We start from the raw sequence: 21,500 nt of genomic DNA, 5'->3' as shown, positions 1-21,500 counted from the left end.
GGTGTGCGGTCTTATTGCTCTGCAATGGTCCGCACGATGGCATCCACCGTGGCGTCGATCTGCGCTTGAGTTCGCGCAAGGGTCTGCTGATGCTCTTTCTGCAGTTCAACCTGTTTGGAGCACAGGTTAAGGGCAGCCAGCACCAGCAGTTTGTCACCGATCAAGGTCGGGTACTGACGCTTGGTCTCGTTAAGGGCTTTGTTGAGCATCCGTACCGCCTGGGCCAGGGTTTCTTCCTGGCCTTCGGGCGCCTTGATCGAATAGTCGATGCCGAGAATCGACACGACATTGATCGGCTGCTCTTGCAGTCTCATGCGCCAACAACGCCCGCGCTGGCGCGCTCGACCAGGGCCTGGATGCGTGCTGCGGTAGCGCCGTTCTTCTCTTCCTGTTCCATCAGCGACAGCTGCAGGGTTTCGTTCTCTTCCTTGGCCTGGGCCAGTTCCTGGCCAAGGGCGGTGTTCTGCTCGATGAGTTGAGCGTTTTTCTGCATCAGGTCGCTGACCAGTTGCTCGATTTGATTCAGGGAAGCTTCCAGCATGGGTCTATCTCAGGTTGTTGCGAGGGGCGCACACGATAAAGAAAAGTGCGGCCCATCGCCATTAAATATCGGATTCATAAGGTGTCTGACTCGCAGATTGACAGGGTAATCGACCCCTTGTTCCGACCTGGATCAACCGCCGGTCAGGAAAAGGTTCGCGGTTGCACAATTTTCCCCGGTCCCATTCAAGACTAACCAGTCACGACCGATAGCCCGGCAAGTCATGTTTTGTCGCTCTTTCCCCACTTGCCTGGATCCTGCTCTCCATGTCCCTACGCAACATGAATATCGCACCGCGCGCGCTTCTCGGCTTCGCGCTCATCGGCCTGCTGATGCTCGGCCTTGGTATCTTCTCCCTGGTACAAATGGGCAACATCCGCCAGGCGGGCGTTGCCATCGAGCAAGTCAGCGTGCCCAGCATCAAGATCCTCGACGAACTCACCGCGCTGAACCTGCGCATGCGCACGCTTTCCTACCGCCTGCTGCTCAACCGCGAGCCGGCAACCCAACGCGATACCCTCGATCTGCTGGACCAGCGCAACAGCCAGATCGACCGCGCACGCCAGGCCTACCTGCCAATGATCGTCGCCGCCGACGAACAGGCAGCATTCGACCAGTACGGTCAGTTGCTCAACCAGTACCGCCAGCTGGAATCGCGCATGCGCACACTGAGCCAGGCCGATCGCCTGGACGAATTGCGTGACCTGCTCAACCGCGACCTGCTGGCCAACTCCGAGCAGATCAACAAGGTCATGGACACCTTGGTACGCATCAACACTGACCAGACTCGCGCCACCAACGAAAAAGCCGCCAACCAGTATGCCGGCGCTTTCGCCCTGGTGATCGGCCTGCTGGTTGCCGCCACCGTACTGACCTTCGCCTGTGCTTTCCTGCTGACCCGCAGTATCGTCAAGCCGATCGAAGAAGCACTCAAATGCGCCGAGCAAGTCGCCGACGGCGACCTGACCCACGTCATCCGCGCAGAGGGCACCGACGAAGCCGCCCGGCTGTTGCGCGCCATGGCTCGCATGCAGGACAAGTTGCGCGATACCTTGCAGCAGATCGCCGGCTCCGCCACCCAGCTGGCCTCGGCGGCAGAAGAGTTGAATGCCGTCACCGACGAAAGTGCCCGTGGCCTGCAGCAGCAGAACAATGAGATTGAACAGGCCGCCACTGCTGTCACCGAAATGACCAGCGCAGTGGAAGAAGTGGCGCGCAATGCCGTAAGCACATCAGAAGCGTCCAGTGAAGCCAGCCGCTCCACCGGCGATGGTCGTGACCTGGTGATGGAAACCGTGGGTGCGATCGAGCGCATGAGCGGTGATGTGCAGGCCACCGCCAAGCTGATTACTCACCTGGCCGAACAGTCGCGCGACATTGGCAAGGTGCTCGACGTGATCCGTGGCCTGGCCGACCAGACCAACCTGCTGGCGCTCAACGCAGCCATCGAAGCCGCGCGGGCCGGTGAAGCAGGCCGTGGTTTTGCCGTGGTCGCCGATGAAGTGCGGGCATTGGCCCATCGCACACAACAGTCGACCAGCGAAATCGAGCGCATGATCGGCAGCATCCAGGGCGGTACGGAAGAGGCGGTAGAATCGATGCGCACCAGCACCGAGCGCGCGGAGTCGACACTGAACATCGCCCGTGGCGCGGGCATGGCACTGGACACCATCGCCGGTGCGGTGGCGCAGATCAACGAGCGCAACCTGGTGATTGCCAGTGCGGCGGAAGAGCAGGCCCAGGTGGCGCGGGAAGTGGACCGCAACCTGGTGAACATCAATGACCTGTCGGTGCAGAGTGCTACCGGTGCGCATCAGACCAGTGCGGCGAGTGCCGAGCTGTCGCGTCTGGCGGTAGACCTCAATGGCCTGGTAGCCCGGTTCCGCACCTAGAAGCATTCGCGGGCACGCCCGCTCCCACAAGGTTCACCGCAGTCCTGAAGATAGCGATGGCCCTGTGGGAGCGGGCGTGCCCGCGAAGAATCCAGACTGGCCACTGGATCAGTAATCGATCCGCACATCCCCTTTCGGCACACTGCAGCACGACAGGATGTAGCCCTCGGCCTCGTCATCTTCGGTGATGCCGCCGTTGTGCTCCATCTCTACTTCGCCGCCCAGCTTGAGCACTTTGCACGTCCCGCAAATGCCCATGCCACAGGCTTTCGGGATCATCAGGCCGACCTTGGCCGCGGCCGCATGCACGGTCTCGCCCGGGGCGATGCGGATGCTCTTCTCGCTGCCGATGAACTCCACCAGATTGAGGTCGGAAACGTCCAGCTCAGGTGCATCGGCCGCCTGCTCGGCGTGCTCCACGGCGTCGGCTTTGGCTTCCGCCGGCGTCGCGCCGAACGACTCCTCGTGATAATTCTTCATGTCGAAGCCGACCGCTTCAAGCATGCGCTTGACCGCCGTCATGTACGGCGTCGGGCCGCAGCAGAACACAACGCGCTCCATGTAGTCCGGCGCAATCAGTTCCATCAGCCGCTGGTTCAGGTAACCGCGGTAACCCGCCCACGGCTCGCCCAGGCCATGCTTTTCGCAAATGATGTGCAGGCTGAAGTTGGGGATGCGCGACGCCATCTGTTCCAGCTCGCGGTGGTAAATGATGTCTTTCGGCGAACGGGCGCTGTGGACGAACACCATGTCGACGTTGGCATTGGTGTCGTAGAACCAGCGCGCCATCGACATCACTGGGGTAATACCGACGCCGCCCGACAGGTACAGCACCTTGCCAGCAGGGAAGTCGATGGCGTTGAACAGCCCCACCGGGCCGTGCACCGGCAGCTCGGCGCCTTCGTGCATGGTGTCGTGCAGGAAGTTCGACACCAGGCCACCCGGCACACGCTTGACGGTGATCGAGAAGCTGTAGGGCACTGACGGCGAACTGGAGATGGTGTAGGAGCGCATCACGGGCTTGCCTTCGATCTCCAGCTCCAGGGTGACGAACTGCCCTGGCTTGAAGAAGAACATGATCGGCTGGTCGGCCATGAAGCAGAAGGTGCGCACGTCCCAGGTCTCCTGGATGACCTTGACGCAGCGCACGATGTGGCGGCCGTTGGCCCAGGTCTGGGTAGTGACCGGATTGAGGAAGGTATCGGACATGTTCATCTCCAGCGGCCGACTATCGGGCTTTATATGGCTTGGATAATGCGCAAGCTGAGAGCGACGTACATTCCTGCCAGCGACATCGGCGTGCTTATCGCAACCAGCCCCGCGATACAAGGGCTGGCGCGTCGTTATTCAAATCGGCCATGTCGCCCATGGATACGGTTCGCGGCGTCTTCGGACGCACACTCCACGGCAAAACAACATGCTGTTTTCTGACAAGCAGCCTTGCGGCACCACAACAACGATTAGCCACCTTTTGCCGGCCGCATACGGCCCCGAGGAATACACGATGGACGTCACCGCAACCCTGAGCCTGGGCGATCCACTGGAACCTGCACGCAAGGCCACCGCCGAGATGCTGCAGACCCGCGAGCGAACCTACTCGCTGCCCCAGCCTTTCTACACCGACGAGCGTCTGTTCCAGATCGACATGCAGGAGATCTTCCACAAAGAATGGCTGATCGCCGGCATGACCTGCGAGATCCCGGCGAAAGGCAACTACATCACCCTGCAGATCGGCAAGAACCCGATCATCGTTATCCGTGGTGCCGAAGGTAAGGTGCACGCCTTCCACAACGTCTGCCGTCACCGCGGTTCACGCCTGTGCGTCAGCGACAAAGGCAAGGTGGCCAAGCTGGTCTGCCACTACCACCAGTGGACCTACGAACTGGACGGTCGCCTGCTGTTCGCTGGTACCGAGATGGGTGCTGACTTCGATATGAACCAGTACGGCCTCAAGCCCGTGAACGTGAAGGTGGCCGGCGGCTACATCTTCATCAGCCTGGCGGAAAACCCGCCCGCCATCGACGAGTTCCTGGCCACGCTCGAGCACTACATGGAACCGTACGACATGGAGAACACCAAGGTGGCGGTGCAGACCACCTTGATGGAAAAGGCCAACTGGAAACTGGTGCTGGAAAACAACCGCGAGTGCTACCACTGCTCCGGTTCGCACCCGGAACTGCTGCAAACCCTGCTGGAATGGGACGATACCAACGACCCGCGTGCCAGCCAGGAATTCAAGGACCACGTGGCCGCCTCCGCCGCTGCCTGGGAAGCCGAGAAGATCCCGTACCTGCACAAGAGCCACGGCCTGCGTAACCGCATCGTGCGTATGCCGCTGCTCAAGGGCACCGTGTCGATGACCATGGACGGCAAGCAGGCCTGCCAGAAGCTGATGGGTCGCATCAAGAACCCGGACCTGGGCTCGATGCGCATCCTGCACCTGCCGCACTCGTGGAACCACTGCATGGGCGACCACATGATCGTGTTCACCGTGTGGCCGATCAGCGCCCAGGAAACCATGGTCACCACCAAGTGGCTGGTGCACAAGGATGCCGTGGAAGGCGTGGACTACAACCCCGAGAACATGCGCAAGGTGTGGGACGCCACCAACGACCAGGACCGCCGTCTGGCGGAAGAGAACCAGCGTGGGATCAACTCCACCGCGTACCAGCCTGGCCCGTATTCGAAGACTTACGAGTTTGGTGTGGTGAACTTCATTGACTGGTACAGCGGGCGGATGCTGAACAACCTGGGAGCAGAGCCGGCGGCCTACCTGAAAGAAGTGCAGGCTCAGTAAACAAAAACGCCCTGCCGCAAAAGATGCACTTTGCGGCAGGGCGTAACCTCATAGCAGTCGGCTCACTGTGACTGACTACGCGGTCGCCGTATATCCAACGCTTGTGAAGGCGGCAAAGCACCCGCAATTCCCCGCTGCCGTATTCTTTCATTGATGTCATACACGACATTCTGATTCGAAGGGGTCACGGGTGGCCTACCAGTTGGAGTGACAACTTCCAGCACGAACTCGTGCGGCATTGGCGCCTCGGGTAAGCCTCCCGTCATCAAATTCCAATTCGTCTTGATCTGATTCAATGGGCGGCTCCCCGGCCCAATCGCTGCGTTGATCGCTCGCGTGAGCGTTGCTGCAGCACTGATTGCCGTACCCACGTTCGCGCCAAAAATAGCGCTCGGCACCCCTGCGTACAATGCCGCGGAGCTTCCTAAGCTCAGTATGGAACCGAAGGTGCTCACTCGTGTGGCATTAAGGCCTATCCAGGTTTCAGGCGTAGGTCCGAGAAAGTTATAAGCAATCGTCGCTCCGTTCGACAGCATACCTAAACCACGCAGCAGCAAGCCCCCAACATCAAAACTATGGCCACTGGGATCGACTCGGTTAACCGGATCGCCAGCGCAATATGCATAACCGTTCAACCCCCCTGCCCCAAAAGGACTGAAGGAGTCTTGGGCTTGAAACCGCATCAATGCCGGATTGTAGGCACGATAACCGTTACCCAAGTGATAGCAACCCGTGAACGGGTCTCGCCGCTCGCCGTTGAACGCAAGTACACAAGCTCCGCGATGCGTTCGATAGCCATAGGGTGAGTATCCGTTGACAACTGCAGGCATGAGGGTCATGTGGATAACTCCTGGAATGGTTCTATGGAGGATATCCAGCCGCCGCGTACTCAAACACTGGCAATTCTGTCAGTGCCCACAGGTATCAATCGGATTCAAGCAGATGATCAATTTTTGATCGAAACAACGGAGCCCTTGTTTTTAAAGGGCTACAGTGCACTCCGTACAACTTGTCCACAGAGACACTAACAGACTTTGTGAGCAAAACACGGAGCCGACAACTGTCGTTCTGTGGATAAGCGGTTCAAAGCTCTGATAATCAAGAATTCGAGACTTCTGACCCACCTTGATCGTTTTTTAATCATTTCTTCGCAAGCCACGCCCTACGCGTACTCCAGCTAGTGCCCAACAGATTATCCACAGAGCAGCTAACAGCGATTGTGGGCAATACGAGCTGGAGGCATGCATATCCGTGCCTGACGAGCGGTGTGATGGGTCCGGCAAGGACTTATGCACAGGTAGAATGTGCGTCTGGCAGATGATCGGGGCGCCCTTGTGGAAGCGGGCTTGTCCCGTGGAGCAGGAGACCCAGTGCCTGGCACCGGCTGCGCCGGTGTTGGCGGGGCATGCCCGCCCGCACTCGGTCACTGGAAAATCAGTAATTTAGCGTTGCTCCAGGAGAACGCCTTGCCGGGGAGTGCATGAGCCTTTAGCGCAGCACGCCCTCTTCCACCAACAGCTTGAGGATGGCTTCGGCGCCTTCCTGTGGCGAAACGTCCTTCAGCACCTTGCCACCACCGCCACTGGCCTTGGCCGTCGCGGCCTTCATGCGGTCGGCGCCACTCTTGGCCTTGATCACCTTCAAGCGCTTGGGCCTTGGACGGGCCGGTTGCAACTCGGCTTCAGCCAACAGCTCATCTTCGACAATGGCCACATTACGCGCCGCCAATACCCCCCGGCGCGCAGGCCCAAAAGCGCTCTGGCGCGGCTTGGGCGCAGCGTTATCCACAGTCGCCAGCAATGGCAAACGCACCTTCAAGCGACGCCGCTGACCACGCGGCAAAGCCTGCAACACCTGCGCGGTGCCGTTGTCGATCGACTCCACCTCAGCCAACCCGACAATCAGCGGCCAACCGAGCTTTTCGGCCAGCAGGAACGGCAACATGCCCGAACCCTCGCCAGTCTCGGCCTGGCTGCCGGTCAGCACCAGTTGGGCCCCGGCGTCGCGCAGATAATCGCCCAGCACGCCCAGCACATCGGCACCGGCCGGTTGCTCCAGCACGTCCAGGTGGTCCAGGCCCATGCCCAGGTAAGCGCGCAACGCCTCTTCCTGTGGATCGCCAGCATGCACCACCTGCAAGTTATCCCCAGCCAGCTGCAAACCCAACTCCACGGCACGGGCATCCTGCTCGGCGCGGCGGGCGCGGCCAGAGCTGGGGTGGGCACCAATGGAAACCAGGCTGATCACTTTCGTACTCATGCTCGTGCCCTTATGCCGCGTCGCGCTGGCCGCCGCTGCGGAAGTTGTCCACAGCCTCGATCAGCGCCTTGAGAATCGCCGAGCTGTCGCCAATCACCGACAGGTCAGCCCGTTTGATCATGTCGCAGCCTGGATCCATGTTGATCGCCACAACCTTGTCGCAGGCACCGATACCCTGCAGGTGCTGGATCGCACCCGAGATACCCACAGCCACGTAGACACGCGCGGTAACCCAGGTACCGGTAGCCCCCACCTGGCGGTTGCGCGGCATGAAGCCATCGTCCACTGCCACCCGCGAGGCACCTTCGGTAGCGCCGAGGGCTGCGGTGGCCTTGTGGTACAGGTCCCAGTCCTTGACACCGTTGCCGCCCGAGACGATGAACTCCGCTTCGGCCATGGCAATGGTGGCCGGGTCGACGGCCACCGAGCCAAGGTCTTCGATGCGCGGCAGGCTGCGCACCACGCTTGTGGACAACTCCACCGGCAGCGCTTCGTGACGGGTTTCGCTGACCGGCTCGGCGCACTCGGCCGCCGCCAGGATCAGGCGCGGCACAGTGCGTTGCAGGTCTTGCTGGCCGGCACCGGCGCGACCAATGCACTGGCCGTCCTTGATCTGCCATACCCGCGTTGCCGGGCGCTCGCCCAGCGCGGCGCCCAGGCGCCGACCCAGTTCCCCGCCACCGGTGCGGCTGTCGGGCAGCAGCCAGTGGCGCGGCGCGAACTGGTTATCCACAGCCCGCAGGCCTTGCACCAGTTGCTCCGGTGCATAACCTTCAAAGGCCTCGCCTTCGATAACCAGCAGCCGATCGACACCGGCTGTGGAAAAGTTGCTTTCCTTGTGCTCGTTGAACACCACGGCCAGCACCGCGCCGTCGCTGCCGGCCAGGCTGTGGGCCAGGCCAAGCAGGTCGCGGTCGTGGCTGCTCAGGCGGCCGCCAACCATGTCCGGCACGACGGCAATGTAGAACGCCGGCGCCGCCACCTGGTGCAGTGGCAACTTGACCTCGGCTGCTGCCGTGCGCCGCCCGCCCGCGCCGGTGCCCTGCTGGGCGCCGCTGCGGTCGATGCGCTTGATGCCGGCCGGGCCGACAAAGCCCGCGGCAATCGCATGTGGGTTCTTGCGGATGATGCCGTTAGGCCCCATCCAGCTGGTCTGTTGCGTCTGCATCGCGGCATGCAGCGGGTGCAGACGGTTACGGGCGATCCACTCGGCGCGTGGATCGCGGCGGATAATGTCGCTCATCAGTGCACCTCCGCAGGTTCACGTTTAGCCGTTTGCGGCTTTGGGACAGTGGATGCGTCCTCCTCGATCAGCACGTCGGCCACCAGTTCGGCCAAGTCCTTGATCTGTGGGCGCGGCTCGACCACGCCTTCAAGCATGGCGGTGCACTGCGGGCAACCCACGGCTACCAGCTCGGCCTCGGTCTCACGGATGTCGTCCATGCGCATATCGGGAATACGCTGCTTGCCAGGGATGTCAGTGATCGGCGCACCGCCACCACCACCGCAGCAACGGGAACGGAAGCCCGAGCGCTGCATCTCGCGCACCTCGATACCCAGCGCCTTGAGCACTTCGCGCGGGGCTTCGTACTCGCCGTTGTAGCGGCCCAGGTAGCACGGATCGTGGTAGGTGACACTGCCGCCCTTGTGCTGGCCAAGGTTGAGCTTCTTGGCCGCGATCAGTTCGGCGATGTAGGTGCTGTGGTGCTGCACCTGGTAGTCACCGCCCAGGGCGCCGTATTCGTTCTTCAGCACATGGAAGCTGTGCGGGTCGCAGGTGACGATGCGCTGGAACTTGTACTTGGCCAAGGTCTGGATGTTGCGCTTGGCCAGTTGCTGGAAGGTCGCCTCATCGCCCAGGCGGCGCGCCACGTCGCCGCTGTCGCGCTCTTCCAGGCCGAGTACGGCAAAATCCACACCCGAGGCTTTCAATACTTTGACAAACGAACGCAAAGTGCGTTGGTTACGCATGTCGAAGGCACCATCACCGACCCAGAACAACACTTCGGTCGCTTTCACTTCAGACAGCAGCCGCAGGTTAAGGTCGGCAGCCCAGTTCATGCGCCCGCCGGGGGCGAAGCCGCCGGGGTTGTCGGTGGCGATCAGGTTGTCCAGCACCTCGGCGCCCTTGTTCGGGGTAGCGCCCTTTTCCAGGGTAATGTGGCGGCGCATGTCGACGATGGCATCGACGTGCTCGATCATCATCGGGCACTCCTCGACGCAGGCACGGCAGGTGGTGCAGGACCACAGCGTTTCGGCGTCGACCAGGCCATTGACGATCGGCTGGTGTGGATTGCCACCGTGTTCGCCGATTGGTTTGCCAGGGTATGGGCTACCGGCAAATTGCGCGTCAGTGCCACCGGCAAGGCCGATGACCATGTCCTGGATGAGTTTTTTCGGGTTCAGCGGCTGGCCAGCGGCAAAGGCCGGGCACATGGCTTCACATTTACCGCACTGCACGCAGGCATCGAAGCCCAGCAGCTGGTTCCAGGTGAAGTCCACCGGCTTTTCCACGCCAAGGGGTGCGTTCGGGTCTTCCAGGTCCAACGGCTTGAGGCCGGTGGAGCGGCCGCCGCCGAAGCGATCGGCACGGCGGTGCCAGGCCAGGTGCAAGGCACCGGCGAAGGCGTGCTTCATCGGGCCGCCCCAGGTCATGCCAAAGAACAGCTCCGACACACCCCACAGCACGCCCAGGCCCAGAACGGCGACCATCACCCAACCACCCGTGTTGGCCGGCAGGATACCGGCGACCGGCAGGGTGGCAATGAAGAAGCTCACGGCGAACGCCAGCAAACTCTTCGGCAGGCGCATCCACGGGCCCTTGGACAGGCGAGAGGGCGGGTTGAGGCGGCGTTTGAAGACAAAGATGGCACCGGTGAACATGATCACCGTGGCTACCAGCAGTGCATAGCCGAGGATCTTGCTCTGCAGGCCAAAACCATGCACCAGAATGGCCAGCACAGCAGACAGCACAAAGCCGCCCGCAGTGGCCACGTGGGTCTTGGACATGTATTTGTCGCGCTCAACCACGTGGTGCAGGTCCACCAGGTAGCGGCGCGGCATGGCCAGCAGGCCGCCGATCAGGTTGACCTTGGACGGCCGGCCACGGCGCCACATGCGCACCCGGCGCAAGGCACCGAGCACTGCCAGGCCAAGGGCAGCGAACAGCAGGATGGGTAGAAGGGTGTTCAACATGGGAGACTCCCACAAACAGCTGGATTCTTGCGCCGACCAGAGGGCGGGACTGGCCCCATGTAGGAGCGGGTTTACCCGCGAATGCGTTCGGTCAGGCAACAGTGTTGTCAGTGCTGACGCATTCGCGGGTAAACCCGCTCCTACAGGGATCGCGCCCGATGGCGGCGACTGTTAACGATCAGAAGTCCTTGCAGAGGCGCAAGGCGTCGTAGATCGCCGCATGCACGTTGCGCTGGGCCACGCAGTCGCCGATGCGGTACAGCAGGTAGCCTTCGCCCGGCTGGCTCAGGATCGGCTGTGGCTTGATGGCGAACAGCGCCTCCACGTCGATCTGGCCCTTGTTGCGCGAACCTTCCTTGAGCGCGTAGTACAGCTCTTCGTCAGGCCGCACGCCGTTCTCGACCACTACCTGATCGACCACGCGCTCTTCCTTGGCGCCGGTGTATTCGTTCTCCAGTACCGCCACCAGCTTGTCGCCTTCGCGGTAGACCTTTTCCAGCATCATGTCGCCGGTCATGATCACTTCTTTGGGGTACATGCTGCGGTAGTAGGTGGGGAAGGTGGTCCCCCCCATGGCCACGCCTGGCTTGATGTCGTCGGTGACGATCTCGACCTGGCTGCCCTTGTCAGCGATGAAGTCGGCGACCGACATACCGGTGAATTCGCAGATGGTGTCGTACACCAGCACGTTCTTGCCCGGCGCTACCTTGCCATCGAGCACATCCCAGCTGCTGACCACCAGCCCTTCAGCGGCGCCCCAGTGCTCGTTCTGCTCCAGGAACGAGTGCCCACCTACGGCCAGCACGATGACGTCCGGGCGCAGGTCCTGAATGGCGGCCACATCAGCGGCAGTGCCCAGGCGCAAGTCGACTTTCAGGCGAGCCAGCTCAAGCTGGTACCAGCGGGTGATACCGGCAATCTGGTCACGCTGCGGGGCCTTGGCGGCAATGGTGATCTGCCCGCCAATCTGGTCCCTCTTCTCGAACAGGGTCACGTCGTGGCCGCGTTCAGCAGCCACGCGGGCCGCTTCCATGCCGGCAGGGCCTGCGCCAACCACCACCACCTTGCGCTTGACGCCGGTGGTCTTCTCGATGATGTGCGGCACACCCATGTACTCACGGGAGGTCGCGGCGTTCTGGATGCACAGCACATCCAGGCCTTGGTACTGGCGGTCGATGCAGTAGTTGGCACCGACGCACTGCTTGATCTGGTCGATCTGGCCCATCTTGATCTTGGCGATCAGGTGCGGGTCGGCCATGTGCGCACGGGTCATGCCGACCATGTCCACGTAGCCGCCTTCAAGGATGCGCGTGGCCTGGTTCGGGTCTTTGATGTTCTGCGCGTGCAGCACCGGGACCTTGACCACTTCCTTGATACCGGCTGCCAGGTGCAGGAACGGCTCCGGCGGGTAGCTCATGTTGGGGATGACGTTGGCCAGGGTGTTGTGGGTATCGCAACCCGAGCCGACCACGCCGATGAAGTCGAGCATGCCGGTGGCGTCGTAGTAGGCAGCGATCTGCTTCATGTCCTCGTGGCTGAGGCCATCAGGGTGGAACTCGTCACCACAGATACGCATGCCCACGCAGAAGTCGTCACCCACTTCAGCGCGCACAGCTTTCAGTACTTCCAGGCCGAATTTCATGCGGCCTTCAAAGGTACCGCCCCATTCGTCGGTACGTTTGTTGACCCGTGGGCTCCAGAACTGGTCGATCATGTGCTGGTGCACCGCCGACAATTCCACGCCGTCCAGGCCGCCCTCTTTGGCGCGACGCGCAGCCTGCGCGTAGTTGCCGATTACCCGCCAGATCTCTTCCACCTCGATGGTTTTGCAGGTGGCGCGGTGCACAGGTTCGCGAATGCCCGATGGCGACATCAGCGTCGGCCAGTTGAAGCCGTCCCAGCGCGAGCGGCGGCCCATGTGGGTAATCTGGATCATGATCTTGGCGCCATGCTTGTGCATGGCGTCGGCAAGGTTCTGGAAGTGCGGGATGATGCGGTCGGTCGACAAGTTGACCGATGCCCACCATTCCTGCGGGCTGTCGATGGCAACCACCGACGAGCCGCCACAGATGGCCAGGCCGATGCCACCCTTGGCCTTCTCTTCGTAGTACTTCACATAGCGGTCGGTCGTCATGCCGCCGTCAGTGGCGTAGACCTCGGCGTGCGCGGTGCTGAGCACACGGTTGCGGATGGTCAGTTTGCCGATCTGGATCGGCTGGAACATTGCTTCGAATGCCATGACGCTATCTCCGGCTTACAACGGCTTTGTAACGAACAGGCCATCTTCGTGGCCTTCTTCCGACCCGCCATAGACCTGTTCGGCCACGGTGCGGATCTTGCTGCCGCGGGCAGCGAGAATCTGGTCCATCGCGCCAGCGAACCAGCCGGTGAACATGTAGTCGACCTTGCGGCCGCACTTGCCATAGACGTACACGAACGCAGAGTGCTTGAGCTTGACGCTGCAGGTACCTTTATCCAGGTCGATATCCTGGATCTCGAACAGGCCCCAGCCACGCTGGCTCAGGCGCTTCATGTAGTGCTCGAACACCGCGACGCCTTCCAGGCCATGGCACTCGGCCTCTTTTTCACACCAGTGCCAGGCGGACTTGTAGCCAGCCTTGTAGAGGATTTCGGCATAGGCGTCGGCGCCCAGCACTTCCTCGATGCCCATATGGTTATTGACGAAGAAATGACGAGGCACATACAGCATCGGCAAGGCGTCGCTGGTCCAGACACCGGTCTCGCTGTCGACTTCGATTGGCAATTGCGGGGCGATTTTGGCCATGGAAACTCAACTCCATAAAATTTTTTTGTGGGTGCCCCGGCGTTGCTGGCAGGGGCTATCAGGCTTGGAGAGCGGCTTACTCGCCCCAGACATCCTTGAGGACGTTGACCCAGTTCTCGCCCATGATCTTGCGCACCACACGCTCGGAGTGGCCGCGTTTCAGCAAGGTCTCGGTGAGGTTGGGGAATTCGCCGACAGTGCGAATGCCCAGCGGGTTGATGATCTTGCCGAAGTTGGTCAGGCGGCGGGCGTAGCCCTTGTCATGGGTCAGGTATTCGAAGAAGTCCTGGCCGTGCCCCTGGGTGAAGTCGGTACCGATACCGATGGCGTCTTCACCGACGATATTCATGGTGTACTCGATGGCCTCGGCGTAGTCATCGATGGTCGAGTCAATGCCTTTGGCCAGGAACGGCGCGAACATGGTGACGCCAACGAAACCGCCGTGATCAGCGATGAACTTCAGCTCTTCGTCCGACTTGTTGCGCGGGTGCTCTTTCAGGCCCGAGGGCAGGCAGTGCGAGTAGCACACCGGCTTTTTCGATTCGAGGATGACTTCTTCGGAAGTCTTGGAGCCAACGTGGGACAGGTCGCACATGATGCCGACACGGTTCATCTCGGCAACGATCTCGCGACCGAAGCCGGACAGCCCGCCGTCACGCTCGTAGCAGCCGGTGCCCACCAGGTTCTGGGTGTTGTAGCACATCTGCACGATGCCCACGCCCAGCTGCTTGAACACGTCCACATAAGCGATCTGGTCCTCGAACGCATGGGCGTTCTGGAAGCCGAAGAGGATGCCGGTCTTGCCCAGTTCCTTGGCCTTGCGGATGTCGGCGGTGGTGCGCACCGGCATCACCAGGTCGCTGTTGTCGCGGATCAGCTTCTGGCTGGACGCGATGTTGTCGACGGTAGCCTTGAACCCTTCCCAGACCGACACCGTGCAGTTGGCCGCAGTGAGGCCGCCTTTGCGCATGTCTTCGAACAGCTCGCGGTTCCATTTGGCGATGATCAGGCCATCGATGACGATGCTGTCGGCGTGTAGTTCGGCTGGGCTCATCAGGCTGTCCCCTTTTATAGAGTTGGGTCGCGCCAAACCTTCTGCCGGCGCTTTGAGGCCAGCATATGCCTGTGCCCCGAGGCGCCCCGGTGCAAAAACGACAGGGGGTTTGCCGAAAGCGTCAATGCGCGACAAGAGCGCGTCTGGCGCGTGTTCCGGGGATGCGAGACAGTCTCGATAACGACATTTGCGGCCGGTACATGAACATTTGGTCAGGGAGCTACCACCTGGCCTCTGGCTGAGCGAGAATCCCTGCGATTCGACAGCCTGTTGAGGAGAAAACGGATGAAATCAATGGCATGGCTGGTGCTGCTGGCCATCGTGAGCGGGGCCCAGGCCAGTGAGGACGAAAGCACACCTTGCGACAATGTGGAGACCGACCAGCAAACCTTCGCCTGTGCAGCATTCAACAAGCAGGTCGCCGAGCGTGAGCTGCAGTCGGCCTACGACGACCTGGTCGCGCGCATGCGTGATCAGTTCGGCGACGAGGCAGGCCTGATGTCGCGAATAGAGGCAGCCGAGAAAGTCTGGAGCCAACTGCGCGATGCAGACTGCAAGGTCGAAACCCATGCCGAACAACCCGGCAGCAGGGCCTACCAGATCGCCTGGAACAGCTGCATTGCACAGCGCAGCGATGAGCGAGCCGAGTATTTGCGCAGCCTGGGCGCGCAAAACGGTGACGAGCCAGCACCCGAAGATTGATCAGCACGTGCGAGTGAAGGATCAACTCCAGAGGAACAACATGCCGCTGATGCCCCCTGCGTCATTGCTCGATAGTGCCCCCAGACCACGTGCTCACCATGTGTGTCTTGGAACTCACAACTATCAAGGAATTACAAAGTGGCTGACATCAAAGTTGAAATGGAAAAAATCCGCAAAGAGGGTCAAGAGCGCGTAGCCGCTACCGGCCAGACCATCTGCGTCTTCGCTGACAATGTCCCTGCCAACATTGCAGAAGACATCCTGGCCGGCATGCGTTTGATGACCGAACTGGCCAACAAGAAGTTCGACAAGGAGACCCAGCAGCGCGAGTGGTACAACTTCTACAACGATGGCCTGATCAAGTTTGGCTGGACCATGACGGGCGCAGCACATGCCGAAGATGCCATTGATGAGGACAACCTGACCCTGGCAGAGCTGATTACCAAGTCCGTCACCATCAGCGTATCCGCGGACCCTCGTCGCGCCGCCTGCGCCAGGCGTGTTCTGCAAATTGTCGTGCAGAAGCCGGAAGTCAAGGCGCACCTGGAAAAGCACAGCCATAGTGAATCCGGCAAATCGAGCAACTTCGTGGTCGCCCAGTGCGAAATGACGCCACAAGGCCTGCCGGCGATGCACATGACCAGCTTCCAGGCCAGCTACGACTCGAAAGTCGAGCGTGAAGGCGCCCTGACCCGCAAGGTCGACAAAACCTCTACCCGCGTTTATCGCGCTTCGCAACAAGGCACGTTCAGCGTTCGTCACTTCGACGCTGCACGTGATCTTGTGAATGAGAAGATAAAAGGCGACATCGCCGCGTTTCTCGCTATCTGATTAGCGAGACCGGGTACCAGCTCTCTGGTACCCGGTTCTGGTCATCTGCATCCATCAAGGAGCAATGCCACATGGGCGATACGAACCTGGATACCCGTGTATTCGAGGAGCGGCTAAGCATCAAGCCTGCGCCCTGGCTGACACTTGAGACATGGGAAGACTTGCAGCTATGCCTGCGTTATTCACAAGCAGTGGCCAATGAAAAATTCTCGATGGAGACCCAGCCTCAGCAATGGTTCACTGTCGCTCTCGCCACCTTGCAATCATTGAAATTCACCCTGTTCGAACACACTCATAAAACCATCGTGTATGAGCCGCACTTGCTTGCATTAAGCGATGTTTACAGTGGCTATCTACCCCCGCCCCGCGAGAAAGGACCTTGGTTCAAGAGCCTAGAAGAAAATGTTCAAGCCGCTCTGCAGTCGGCCGGTACGCGTACCTTCACCGTCATGAACGCCTCTTCACATCTCAGTATCGAAATGGACCATGAAGGGGACCAGGTCCCGGTTGCGATCCTGTTTTATGCCTATTGCGTTACCGACCCGGTCGAGCCCACCAGAAAGTTGAACCTGATATTTGACCACCTGGGTGCACGCTTCAATGCAGCGGATTTCGCCCCGCTTCGCAAAGATCTGCAAACAAGGAATCGCGAAAAGCTAAGGGCCATCCTCGAGCGTGAACTGGAGTGAAGCTCATTTTGTACCGCTGGGCCGTCGCTCCTCCCGCGGGCACCGTCCAAACCTCAGCTTGTAGCGCCGCGTGAAATAGGATGGCAGTTCAAACCCGCACGCAAGGCTGACTTCAGTCACCGACATGTCGGTCTGGGCCAACAGCTGGCGCGCCTTGTCCAGCCGTAACCCGAGATAGAAACCGCTCGGGGTTGCATCAAGGTGCATGCGAAACAAACGCTCCAGTTGACGCCGTGTCACCTTGATCGCGGCAGCCAGTTCCAGCGTACTCAACGGTGGCTCGATGTGTTTTTCCATTTCGCCAATGGCATGGACCAGCTTCTTGTTGCTGATGCCATAACGCGCACCGATCTGCATGCGCTGGTGGTCCTGGCGCTGACGGATACGACCCAGCACGAACTGCTCCGACACCTTGACCGCCAGTTCGCTGCCGTGAGACTGGGCAATCAGGTGCAGCATCAAATCGATCGAGGCAGTTCCGCCGGCACAGGTGATACGGCTGCGGTCAATCTCGAACAGCTCCTGGGTGGCTTGAAGGCCTGGATAGCGTTCCTTGAATGCCTCAAGCGCCTCCCAATGCAATGTCGCCCGGTAGCCCTCGAGCAGCCCTGCCTCGGCCAGCACCATTGCGCCCGTGTCGATGCCACCGAGCATGACAGCTTCGTGGTTGAGCCGGCGCAGCGCATGCAGCAGTTTGGGTGCGACATTGGCCAGTGGCTCAAAGCCCGCAACCACCAGCAGGATGTTGGCCGGCTCTCCTTCCCCCAGGGCGGCATCGGCATTGATCGACATGCCATTGCTCGCCAGCACCGCCTCACCGTCCAGGCTAAGCACCTGCCACCGGTACAACTGCCCGCCAAAACGATTGGCCACCCGCAGCGGCTCCACCGCCGAAATGAACCCCATGGCGGAAAAGCCGGGCACCAACAGAAAGGCAATCGTCTCCATCATCCCCTCCTCCACAGAAACTGGTCGCCCAGGTGCTAATTCCTGTCGCTAGCGTGCGCTTGGGCAAGGTAGCGCCAGCGTAGCGTATTCACACGGTCCGCAGAGGCCGCCCTCAATAACAATATGCACTGCCGATGGAGAGCCACCATGCACAGCTTGATCCGCCGCAGCCTGTTGTCCCTTGCCCTGAGCAGCATCATTGCCACCCCGCTTTTCGCCGCCGAGCCCGCCGCCTGCAAAAACGTGCGCCTTGGCGTGGTCAACTGGACCGACGTCATTGCCACCAGCGCCATGGCCCAGGTACTGCTCGACGGCCTGGGGTACCAGACCAAACAGACCAGTGCCTCGCAACAGATCATCTTCGCCGGCATACGCGACAAACGCCTGGACATGTTCCTGGGTTACTGGAACCCGATCATGACCCAGACCATTACCCCGTTCGTCGATGCCAACCAGGTCAAGGTGCTGGACAAGCCAAGCCTGGAGGACGCGCGCGCCACCTTGGCCGTGCCGAAATACCTCTACGACAAGGGCCTGAAGACGTTCGCCGACATCCACAAGTTCGAGAAAGAGCTGGGCGGCAAGATCTATGGCATCGAACCGGGTTCCGGCGCCAATACGCAGATCAAAGCGATGATCACCAAGAACCAGTTCGACCTGGGCAAATTCCAGCTGGTCGAGTCCAGCGAGGCCGGCATGCTCGCCGCCGTCGACCGCGCGGTGCGGCGCAAGGAGGCCGTGGTGTTCTTCGGCTGGGCGCCACACCCGATGAACGTGAACATCGACATGGCCTACCTGGGTGACAGCCAGGATGCACTCGGCCCTGACGAAGGCCGTGCGACGGTGTGGACGGTGACGGCGCCGGACTATGCCGAACGCTGCCCCAATGCCCACCGCCTGCTGGCCAACCTGAAGTTCAGCGCCGAGGACGAGAGTCGCATGATGCAGCCACTGCTCGACCACAAGGACGCGCTGGAATCGGCCCGCCAGTGGCTCAAGGACCACCCCGAGGACAAGGCGCGCTGGCTTGAGGGTGTGACCACCTTCGATGGCAAGCCGGCCGCGGACAACCTCAAGCTTACCGCCAACTGACAGGGCCCTTTCGCGGGCACGCCCGCTCCCACAGGTAACGCGCTCGCCAGGGCCATCACGGCTCCCTGTAGGAGCGGGCTTGCCCGCGAAGAGGCCAGCATTGACCATACAAGGAACCCGCCATGAACCACGACGTCATCATCACCTGCGCCCTCACCGGCGCCGGCGACACCGCCTCGAAAAGCCACTTGGTCCCGGTCACCCCCAAACAGATCGCCGAATCCGCCGTGGAAGCTGCCAAAGCAGGCGCCACCGTGGTCCACTGCCACGTCCGCGACCCGCAGACCGGCCGTTTCAGCCGTGATGTAAACCTCTATCGGGAAGTCATGGAGCGTATCCGCGAAGCTGACGTGGACATCATCGTCAACCTCACCGCCGGCATGGGCGGCGACCTGGAAATCGGCCCGGGTGAAACGCCGCTGGCGTTCGGCCCGGGCACCGACCTGATCGGCCCGCTGGAGCGCCTGGCCCATGTCGAAGCACTGTTGCCGGAAATCTGCACCCTCGACTGCGGCACCCTCAACTTCGGCGATGGCAACTCGATCTACGTGTCCACCCCGGCCCAACTGCGCGCCGGTGCCAAACGCATTACCGAACTGGGGGTGAAGGCCGAGCTGGAAATCTTCGACACCGGCCACCTGTGGTTCGCCAAGCAAATGATGAAGGAAGGCCTGCTTGAAGACCCGTTGTTCCAGCTGTGCCTGGGCATCCCGTGGGGCGCACCGGCCGACACCACCACCATGAAGGCCATGGTCGACAACCTGCCTGCCAACGTCACCTGGGCCGGCTTCGGCATCGGCCGCATGCAGATGCCCATGGCCGCGCAGGCCGTGTTGCTCGGCGGCAATGTGCGGGTGGGCCTGGAAGACAACTTGTATCTGGACCGTGGCGTGCTGGCCAGCAATGGCCAACTGGTGGAACGCGCGAGCGAGATCATCACCCGCATGGGTGGCCGCGTGCTCAGCCCGGCAGAAGGCCGGGAAAAAATGAACCTCAAGCGCCGCTGATCCTTTCAGGAGACCGATATGCCCTTCATTACCGAGATCAAGACCTTCGCCGCCCTGGGTAGCGGCGTGATCGGCAGCGGCTGGGTCGCCCGCGCCCTGGCCCATGGCCTGGACGTGGTGGCCTGGGATCCCGCGCCCGGCGCCGAACAGGCACTGCGCAAACGTGTCGCCAATGCCTGGCCGGCACTGGAAAAACAAGGCCTGGCCCCTGGCGCATCGCAAGACCGCCTGAAGTTCGTGGCAACCATCGAGGAATGCGTGCGCAACGCCGATTTCATCCAGGAAAGCGCACCAGAGCGCCTGGACCTCAAGCTCGACCTGCACGCAAAAATCAGCGCCGCAGCCAAGCCTGACGCAATCATCGGCTCAAGCACTTCGGGCCTGCTGCCCAGCGAGTTCTACGAGTCGTCCACTCACCCTGAGCGCTGCGTCGTCGGCCACCCGTTCAACCCGGTGTACCTGCTGCCGCTGGTCGAGATCGTCGGCGGCAGCCGCACCTCACCCGAGGCCATTGAAGCTGCCAAAACCATCTACACCGCCCTCGGCATGCGCCCACTGCATGTGCGCAAGGAAGTGCCAGGCTTCATCGCCGACCGCCTGCTCGAAGCGCTCTGGCGCGAGGCCTTGCACCTGGTCAACGACGGCGTTGCCACCACGGGCGAAATCGACGACGCGATCCGCTTCGGCGCAGGCTTGCGCTGGTCGTTCATGGGCACATTCCTTACCTATACCCTGGCCGGTGGCGATGCCGGCATGCGCCACTTCATGTCACAGTTCGGCCCTGCCCTGAAGCTGCCCTGGACGTACCTGCCAGCACCGGAACTGACCGACAAGCTGATCGACGATGTGGTGAGCGGCACTTCCGAGCAACAGGGCGAGCGCAGCATCGCTGCACTGGAGCGCTACCGTGACGACACCCTGCTGGCGGTACTGGAAGCGGTGAAGTCCAGCAAGGCCAGCCACGGCATGTCGTTCAGCGATTAAGGAGACCAAGATGCCTGCTCTGATCACCTACCGCACCACGGTCCAGGAGGACTGGGTCGATTACAACGGGCACCTTCGCGATGCCTTCTACCTGCTGATCTTCAGCTACGCGACCGATGCCCTGATGGAGCGCATTGGCCTGGACGCCGACAGCCGCGGGCAAAGCGGTAATTCGCTGTTCACGCTGGAGGCGCACATCAATTATCTGCACGAGGTGAAGCTGGGCACCGAGGTGTGGGTGCAGACGCAGATCATCGGTTTTGATCGCAAGCGTCTTCACGTGTATCACAGCCTGCACCGGGCAGGGTTCGACGAGGTGCTGGCGGCGAGCGAGCAGATGTTACTGCACGTGGACCTGGCGGGGCCGAAGTCAGCGCCTTTTGGGCACACGACTGTTTGCCAATTGAACCACTTGGTAGAGCAACAGGAGGGGGCGCCGGCGCCGCAATACATGGGGCGTACCATAAAACTTCCCTCTTGAGTGATCAGAGAGCGGGCGCCAGGGTTTCCAAATCTAGGAAGCGCCATGGCGCCTTGAAAGTTCGCGCCACATCATTCTTATCCGCCGTACCTATCGGAACCCCTTGATTCTGCAGTTGCGGGTTGAGTGATAGGGTATGGCGCACTGCGACGTCCGCATCTGCGTATGGAAATTTGGCGCTATATGCTTGGATCCTCGTCGCTATGCGAGGTCCCCATGTTATGCCCTAATTTGTGGGTTAAC

At 61.1% G+C, this 21,500-nt stretch carries 20 protein-coding genes; 9 read left to right on the top strand and 11 right to left on the bottom strand.

All coding sequences use genetic code 11. The features are described from left to right. Window positions 1-11 precede the first annotated feature (11 nt). Window positions 12-314 (bottom strand): cell division protein ZapA, encoded by a 303-nt coding sequence (locus tag BJQ17_RS26865; protein WP_003255684.1) that lies wholly within the window; start codon window positions 312-314, stop codon window positions 12-14. After that, window positions 311-541: a hypothetical protein gene (locus BJQ17_RS26860; protein ID WP_003255686.1), complete on the bottom strand. Its 231-nt coding sequence runs from the start codon at window positions 539-541 to the stop codon at window positions 311-313. The genes BJQ17_RS26865 and BJQ17_RS26860 overlap by 4 nt, the downstream gene beginning before the upstream one ends. Window positions 542-807: 266 nt before the next feature. On the opposite strand from BJQ17_RS26860, the gene BJQ17_RS26855 reads away from it, so the two are divergent. After that, window positions 808-2,433 (top strand): methyl-accepting chemotaxis protein, encoded by a 1,626-nt coding sequence (locus BJQ17_RS26855; RefSeq protein ID WP_003255688.1) that lies wholly within the window; start codon window positions 808-810, stop codon window positions 2,431-2,433. A 108-nt stretch (window positions 2,434-2,541) separates the two neighbouring features. On the opposite strand, the gene gbcB is transcribed toward BJQ17_RS26855, so the two are convergent. Next, window positions 2,542-3,642, bottom strand: a complete 1,101-nt coding sequence (gbcB, locus tag BJQ17_RS26850; protein WP_003255691.1) for a glycine-betaine demethylase subunit GbcB — start codon at window positions 3,640-3,642, stop codon at window positions 2,542-2,544. Between the two features lie 295 nt (window positions 3,643-3,937). Here gbcB and gbcA point away from each other — a divergent pair, with 295 nt between their 5' ends. Next, window positions 3,938-5,230 (top strand): glycine-betaine demethylase subunit GbcA, encoded by a 1,293-nt coding sequence (gene gbcA, locus BJQ17_RS26845; protein WP_047603174.1) that lies wholly within the window; start codon window positions 3,938-3,940, stop codon window positions 5,228-5,230. A gap of 62 nt (window positions 5,231-5,292) precedes the next feature. Here gbcA and BJQ17_RS32420 read toward each other — a convergent pair whose 3' ends face one another. The 7 genes from BJQ17_RS32420 to BJQ17_RS26815 form a co-directional block, all read right to left on the bottom strand. Further along, window positions 5,293-6,069, bottom strand: coding sequence for an RHS repeat-associated core domain-containing protein (locus BJQ17_RS32420; RefSeq protein ID WP_083285117.1), 777 nt, complete (start codon window positions 6,067-6,069; stop codon window positions 5,293-5,295). A gap of 649 nt (window positions 6,070-6,718) precedes the next feature. Further along, a complete protein-coding gene (locus BJQ17_RS26840) occupies window positions 6,719-7,489 on the bottom strand; it encodes an electron transfer flavoprotein subunit beta (protein WP_003255694.1) in 771 nt (256 codons plus the stop codon). Between the two features lie 10 nt (window positions 7,490-7,499). After that, the gene (locus tag BJQ17_RS26835) at window positions 7,500-8,732 is read right to left on the bottom strand and encodes an electron transfer flavoprotein subunit alpha/FixB family protein (protein ID WP_070096871.1); all 1,233 of its coding nucleotides are present in this window, start codon (window positions 8,730-8,732) and stop codon (window positions 7,500-7,502) included. Continuing rightward, window positions 8,732-10,684, bottom strand: a complete 1,953-nt coding sequence (gene dgcB / locus BJQ17_RS26830; protein WP_070096870.1) for a dimethylglycine demethylation protein DgcB — start codon at window positions 10,682-10,684, stop codon at window positions 8,732-8,734. The genes BJQ17_RS26835 and dgcB overlap by 1 nt, the downstream gene beginning before the upstream one ends. 178 nt (window positions 10,685-10,862) lie before the next feature. Beyond that, complete coding sequence (gene dgcA, locus BJQ17_RS26825) at window positions 10,863-12,923, bottom strand: dimethylglycine demethylation protein DgcA (protein ID WP_003255697.1); 2,061 nt, start codon at window positions 12,921-12,923, stop codon at window positions 10,863-10,865. Between the two features lie 15 nt (window positions 12,924-12,938). Continuing rightward, window positions 12,939-13,469, bottom strand: a complete 531-nt coding sequence (locus BJQ17_RS26820; RefSeq protein WP_003255698.1) for a DUF5943 domain-containing protein — start codon at window positions 13,467-13,469, stop codon at window positions 12,939-12,941. A 76-nt stretch (window positions 13,470-13,545) separates the two neighbouring features. Beyond that, window positions 13,546-14,523, bottom strand: a complete 978-nt coding sequence (locus BJQ17_RS26815; RefSeq protein WP_003255700.1) for a dipeptidase — start codon at window positions 14,521-14,523, stop codon at window positions 13,546-13,548. A 285-nt stretch (window positions 14,524-14,808) separates the two neighbouring features. Between BJQ17_RS26815 and BJQ17_RS26810 the strand changes: the two genes are divergently transcribed. From BJQ17_RS26810 to BJQ17_RS26800, 3 genes are all read left to right on the top strand, one after another. After that, window positions 14,809-15,225 carry a lysozyme inhibitor LprI family protein gene (locus BJQ17_RS26810; protein WP_047603176.1) on the top strand — a complete coding sequence of 139 codons (417 nt, stop codon included), beginning with the start codon at window positions 14,809-14,811 and terminating at the stop codon, window positions 15,223-15,225. Window positions 15,226-15,363: 138 nt separating this feature from the next. Further along, on the top strand, window positions 15,364-16,056 hold the full coding sequence (locus tag BJQ17_RS26805; protein ID WP_003255705.1) for a hypothetical protein: 693 nt from the start codon (window positions 15,364-15,366) through the stop codon (window positions 16,054-16,056). Between the two features lie 71 nt (window positions 16,057-16,127). Beyond that, on the top strand, window positions 16,128-16,745 hold the full coding sequence (locus BJQ17_RS26800) for a hypothetical protein (protein ID WP_070096869.1): 618 nt from the start codon (window positions 16,128-16,130) through the stop codon (window positions 16,743-16,745). 3 nt (window positions 16,746-16,748) lie between these two features. Here the strand turns inward: BJQ17_RS26800 and BJQ17_RS26795 are convergent, their stop codons facing one another. Next, complete coding sequence (locus BJQ17_RS26795) at window positions 16,749-17,696, bottom strand: GlxA family transcriptional regulator (protein WP_011953245.1); 948 nt, start codon at window positions 17,694-17,696, stop codon at window positions 16,749-16,751. Window positions 17,697-17,840: 144 nt separating this feature from the next. Here BJQ17_RS26795 and choX point away from each other — a divergent pair, with 144 nt between their 5' ends. The 4 genes from choX to BJQ17_RS26775 all read left to right on the top strand — a co-directional run bounded on the left by choX (window position 17,841) and on the right by BJQ17_RS26775 (window position 21,257). Further along, complete coding sequence (gene choX, locus BJQ17_RS26790; RefSeq protein WP_070096868.1) at window positions 17,841-18,785, top strand: choline ABC transporter substrate-binding protein; 945 nt, start codon at window positions 17,841-17,843, stop codon at window positions 18,783-18,785. Window positions 18,786-18,907: 122 nt separating this feature from the next. Further along, complete coding sequence (locus BJQ17_RS26785) at window positions 18,908-19,792, top strand: 3-keto-5-aminohexanoate cleavage protein (RefSeq protein ID WP_003255710.1); 885 nt, start codon at window positions 18,908-18,910, stop codon at window positions 19,790-19,792. Between the two features lie 18 nt (window positions 19,793-19,810). Continuing rightward, window positions 19,811-20,776 carry an L-carnitine dehydrogenase gene (locus BJQ17_RS26780; protein WP_014755071.1) on the top strand — a complete coding sequence of 322 codons (966 nt, stop codon included), beginning with the start codon at window positions 19,811-19,813 and terminating at the stop codon, window positions 20,774-20,776. A 10-nt stretch (window positions 20,777-20,786) separates the two neighbouring features. Beyond that, window positions 20,787-21,257, top strand: coding sequence for a thioesterase family protein (locus BJQ17_RS26775; protein WP_070096867.1), 471 nt, complete (start codon window positions 20,787-20,789; stop codon window positions 21,255-21,257). Window positions 21,258-21,500 lie beyond the last annotated feature (243 nt).

Source organism: Pseudomonas sp. NBRC 111139, from assembly GCF_001753955.1.
Taxonomy (GTDB): Bacteria; Pseudomonadota; Gammaproteobacteria; order Pseudomonadales; family Pseudomonadaceae; genus Aquipseudomonas; species Aquipseudomonas alloputida.
The sequence above is the reverse complement of the archived record's forward strand: the minus strand, read 5'-3'. Positions and strand labels throughout refer to the sequence as shown.

What these genes read in the sequence shown, in the direction of transcription:
- BJQ17_RS26865 (WP_003255684.1), bottom strand. Translation starts at nt 314, where the DNA reads ATGAGACTGCAAGAGCAGCCGATCAATGTCGTGTCGATTCTCGGCATC.
- BJQ17_RS26860 (WP_003255686.1), bottom strand. Translation starts at nt 541, where the DNA reads ATGCTGGAAGCTTCCCTGAATCAAATCGAGCAACTGGTCAGCGACCTG.
- BJQ17_RS26855 (WP_003255688.1), top strand. Translation starts at nt 808, where the DNA reads ATGTCCCTACGCAACATGAATATCGCACCGCGCGCGCTTCTCGGCTTC.
- gbcB (WP_003255691.1), bottom strand. Translation starts at nt 3,642, where the DNA reads ATGTCCGATACCTTCCTCAATCCGGTCACTACCCAGACCTGGGCCAAC.
- gbcA (WP_047603174.1), top strand. Translation starts at nt 3,938, where the DNA reads ATGGACGTCACCGCAACCCTGAGCCTGGGCGATCCACTGGAACCTGCA.
- BJQ17_RS32420 (WP_083285117.1), bottom strand. Translation starts at nt 6,069, where the DNA reads ATGACCCTCATGCCTGCAGTTGTCAACGGATACTCACCCTATGGCTAT.
- BJQ17_RS26840 (WP_003255694.1), bottom strand. Translation starts at nt 7,489, where the DNA reads ATGAGTACGAAAGTGATCAGCCTGGTTTCCATTGGTGCCCACCCCAGC.
- BJQ17_RS26835 (WP_070096871.1), bottom strand. Translation starts at nt 8,732, where the DNA reads ATGAGCGACATTATCCGCCGCGATCCACGCGCCGAGTGGATCGCCCGT.
- dgcB (WP_070096870.1), bottom strand. Translation starts at nt 10,684, where the DNA reads ATGTTGAACACCCTTCTACCCATCCTGCTGTTCGCTGCCCTTGGCCTG.
- dgcA (WP_003255697.1), bottom strand. Translation starts at nt 12,923, where the DNA reads ATGGCATTCGAAGCAATGTTCCAGCCGATCCAGATCGGCAAACTGACC.
- BJQ17_RS26820 (WP_003255698.1), bottom strand. Translation starts at nt 13,469, where the DNA reads ATGGCCAAAATCGCCCCGCAATTGCCAATCGAAGTCGACAGCGAGACC.
- BJQ17_RS26815 (WP_003255700.1), bottom strand. Translation starts at nt 14,523, where the DNA reads ATGAGCCCAGCCGAACTACACGCCGACAGCATCGTCATCGATGGCCTG.
- BJQ17_RS26810 (WP_047603176.1), top strand. Translation starts at nt 14,809, where the DNA reads ATGAAATCAATGGCATGGCTGGTGCTGCTGGCCATCGTGAGCGGGGCC.
- BJQ17_RS26800 (WP_070096869.1), top strand. Translation starts at nt 16,128, where the DNA reads ATGGGCGATACGAACCTGGATACCCGTGTATTCGAGGAGCGGCTAAGC.
- BJQ17_RS26795 (WP_011953245.1), bottom strand. Translation starts at nt 17,696, where the DNA reads ATGATGGAGACGATTGCCTTTCTGTTGGTGCCCGGCTTTTCCGCCATG.
- choX (WP_070096868.1), top strand. Translation starts at nt 17,841, where the DNA reads ATGCACAGCTTGATCCGCCGCAGCCTGTTGTCCCTTGCCCTGAGCAGC.
- BJQ17_RS26785 (WP_003255710.1), top strand. Translation starts at nt 18,908, where the DNA reads ATGAACCACGACGTCATCATCACCTGCGCCCTCACCGGCGCCGGCGAC.
- BJQ17_RS26780 (WP_014755071.1), top strand. Translation starts at nt 19,811, where the DNA reads ATGCCCTTCATTACCGAGATCAAGACCTTCGCCGCCCTGGGTAGCGGC.
- BJQ17_RS26775 (WP_070096867.1), top strand. Translation starts at nt 20,787, where the DNA reads ATGCCTGCTCTGATCACCTACCGCACCACGGTCCAGGAGGACTGGGTC.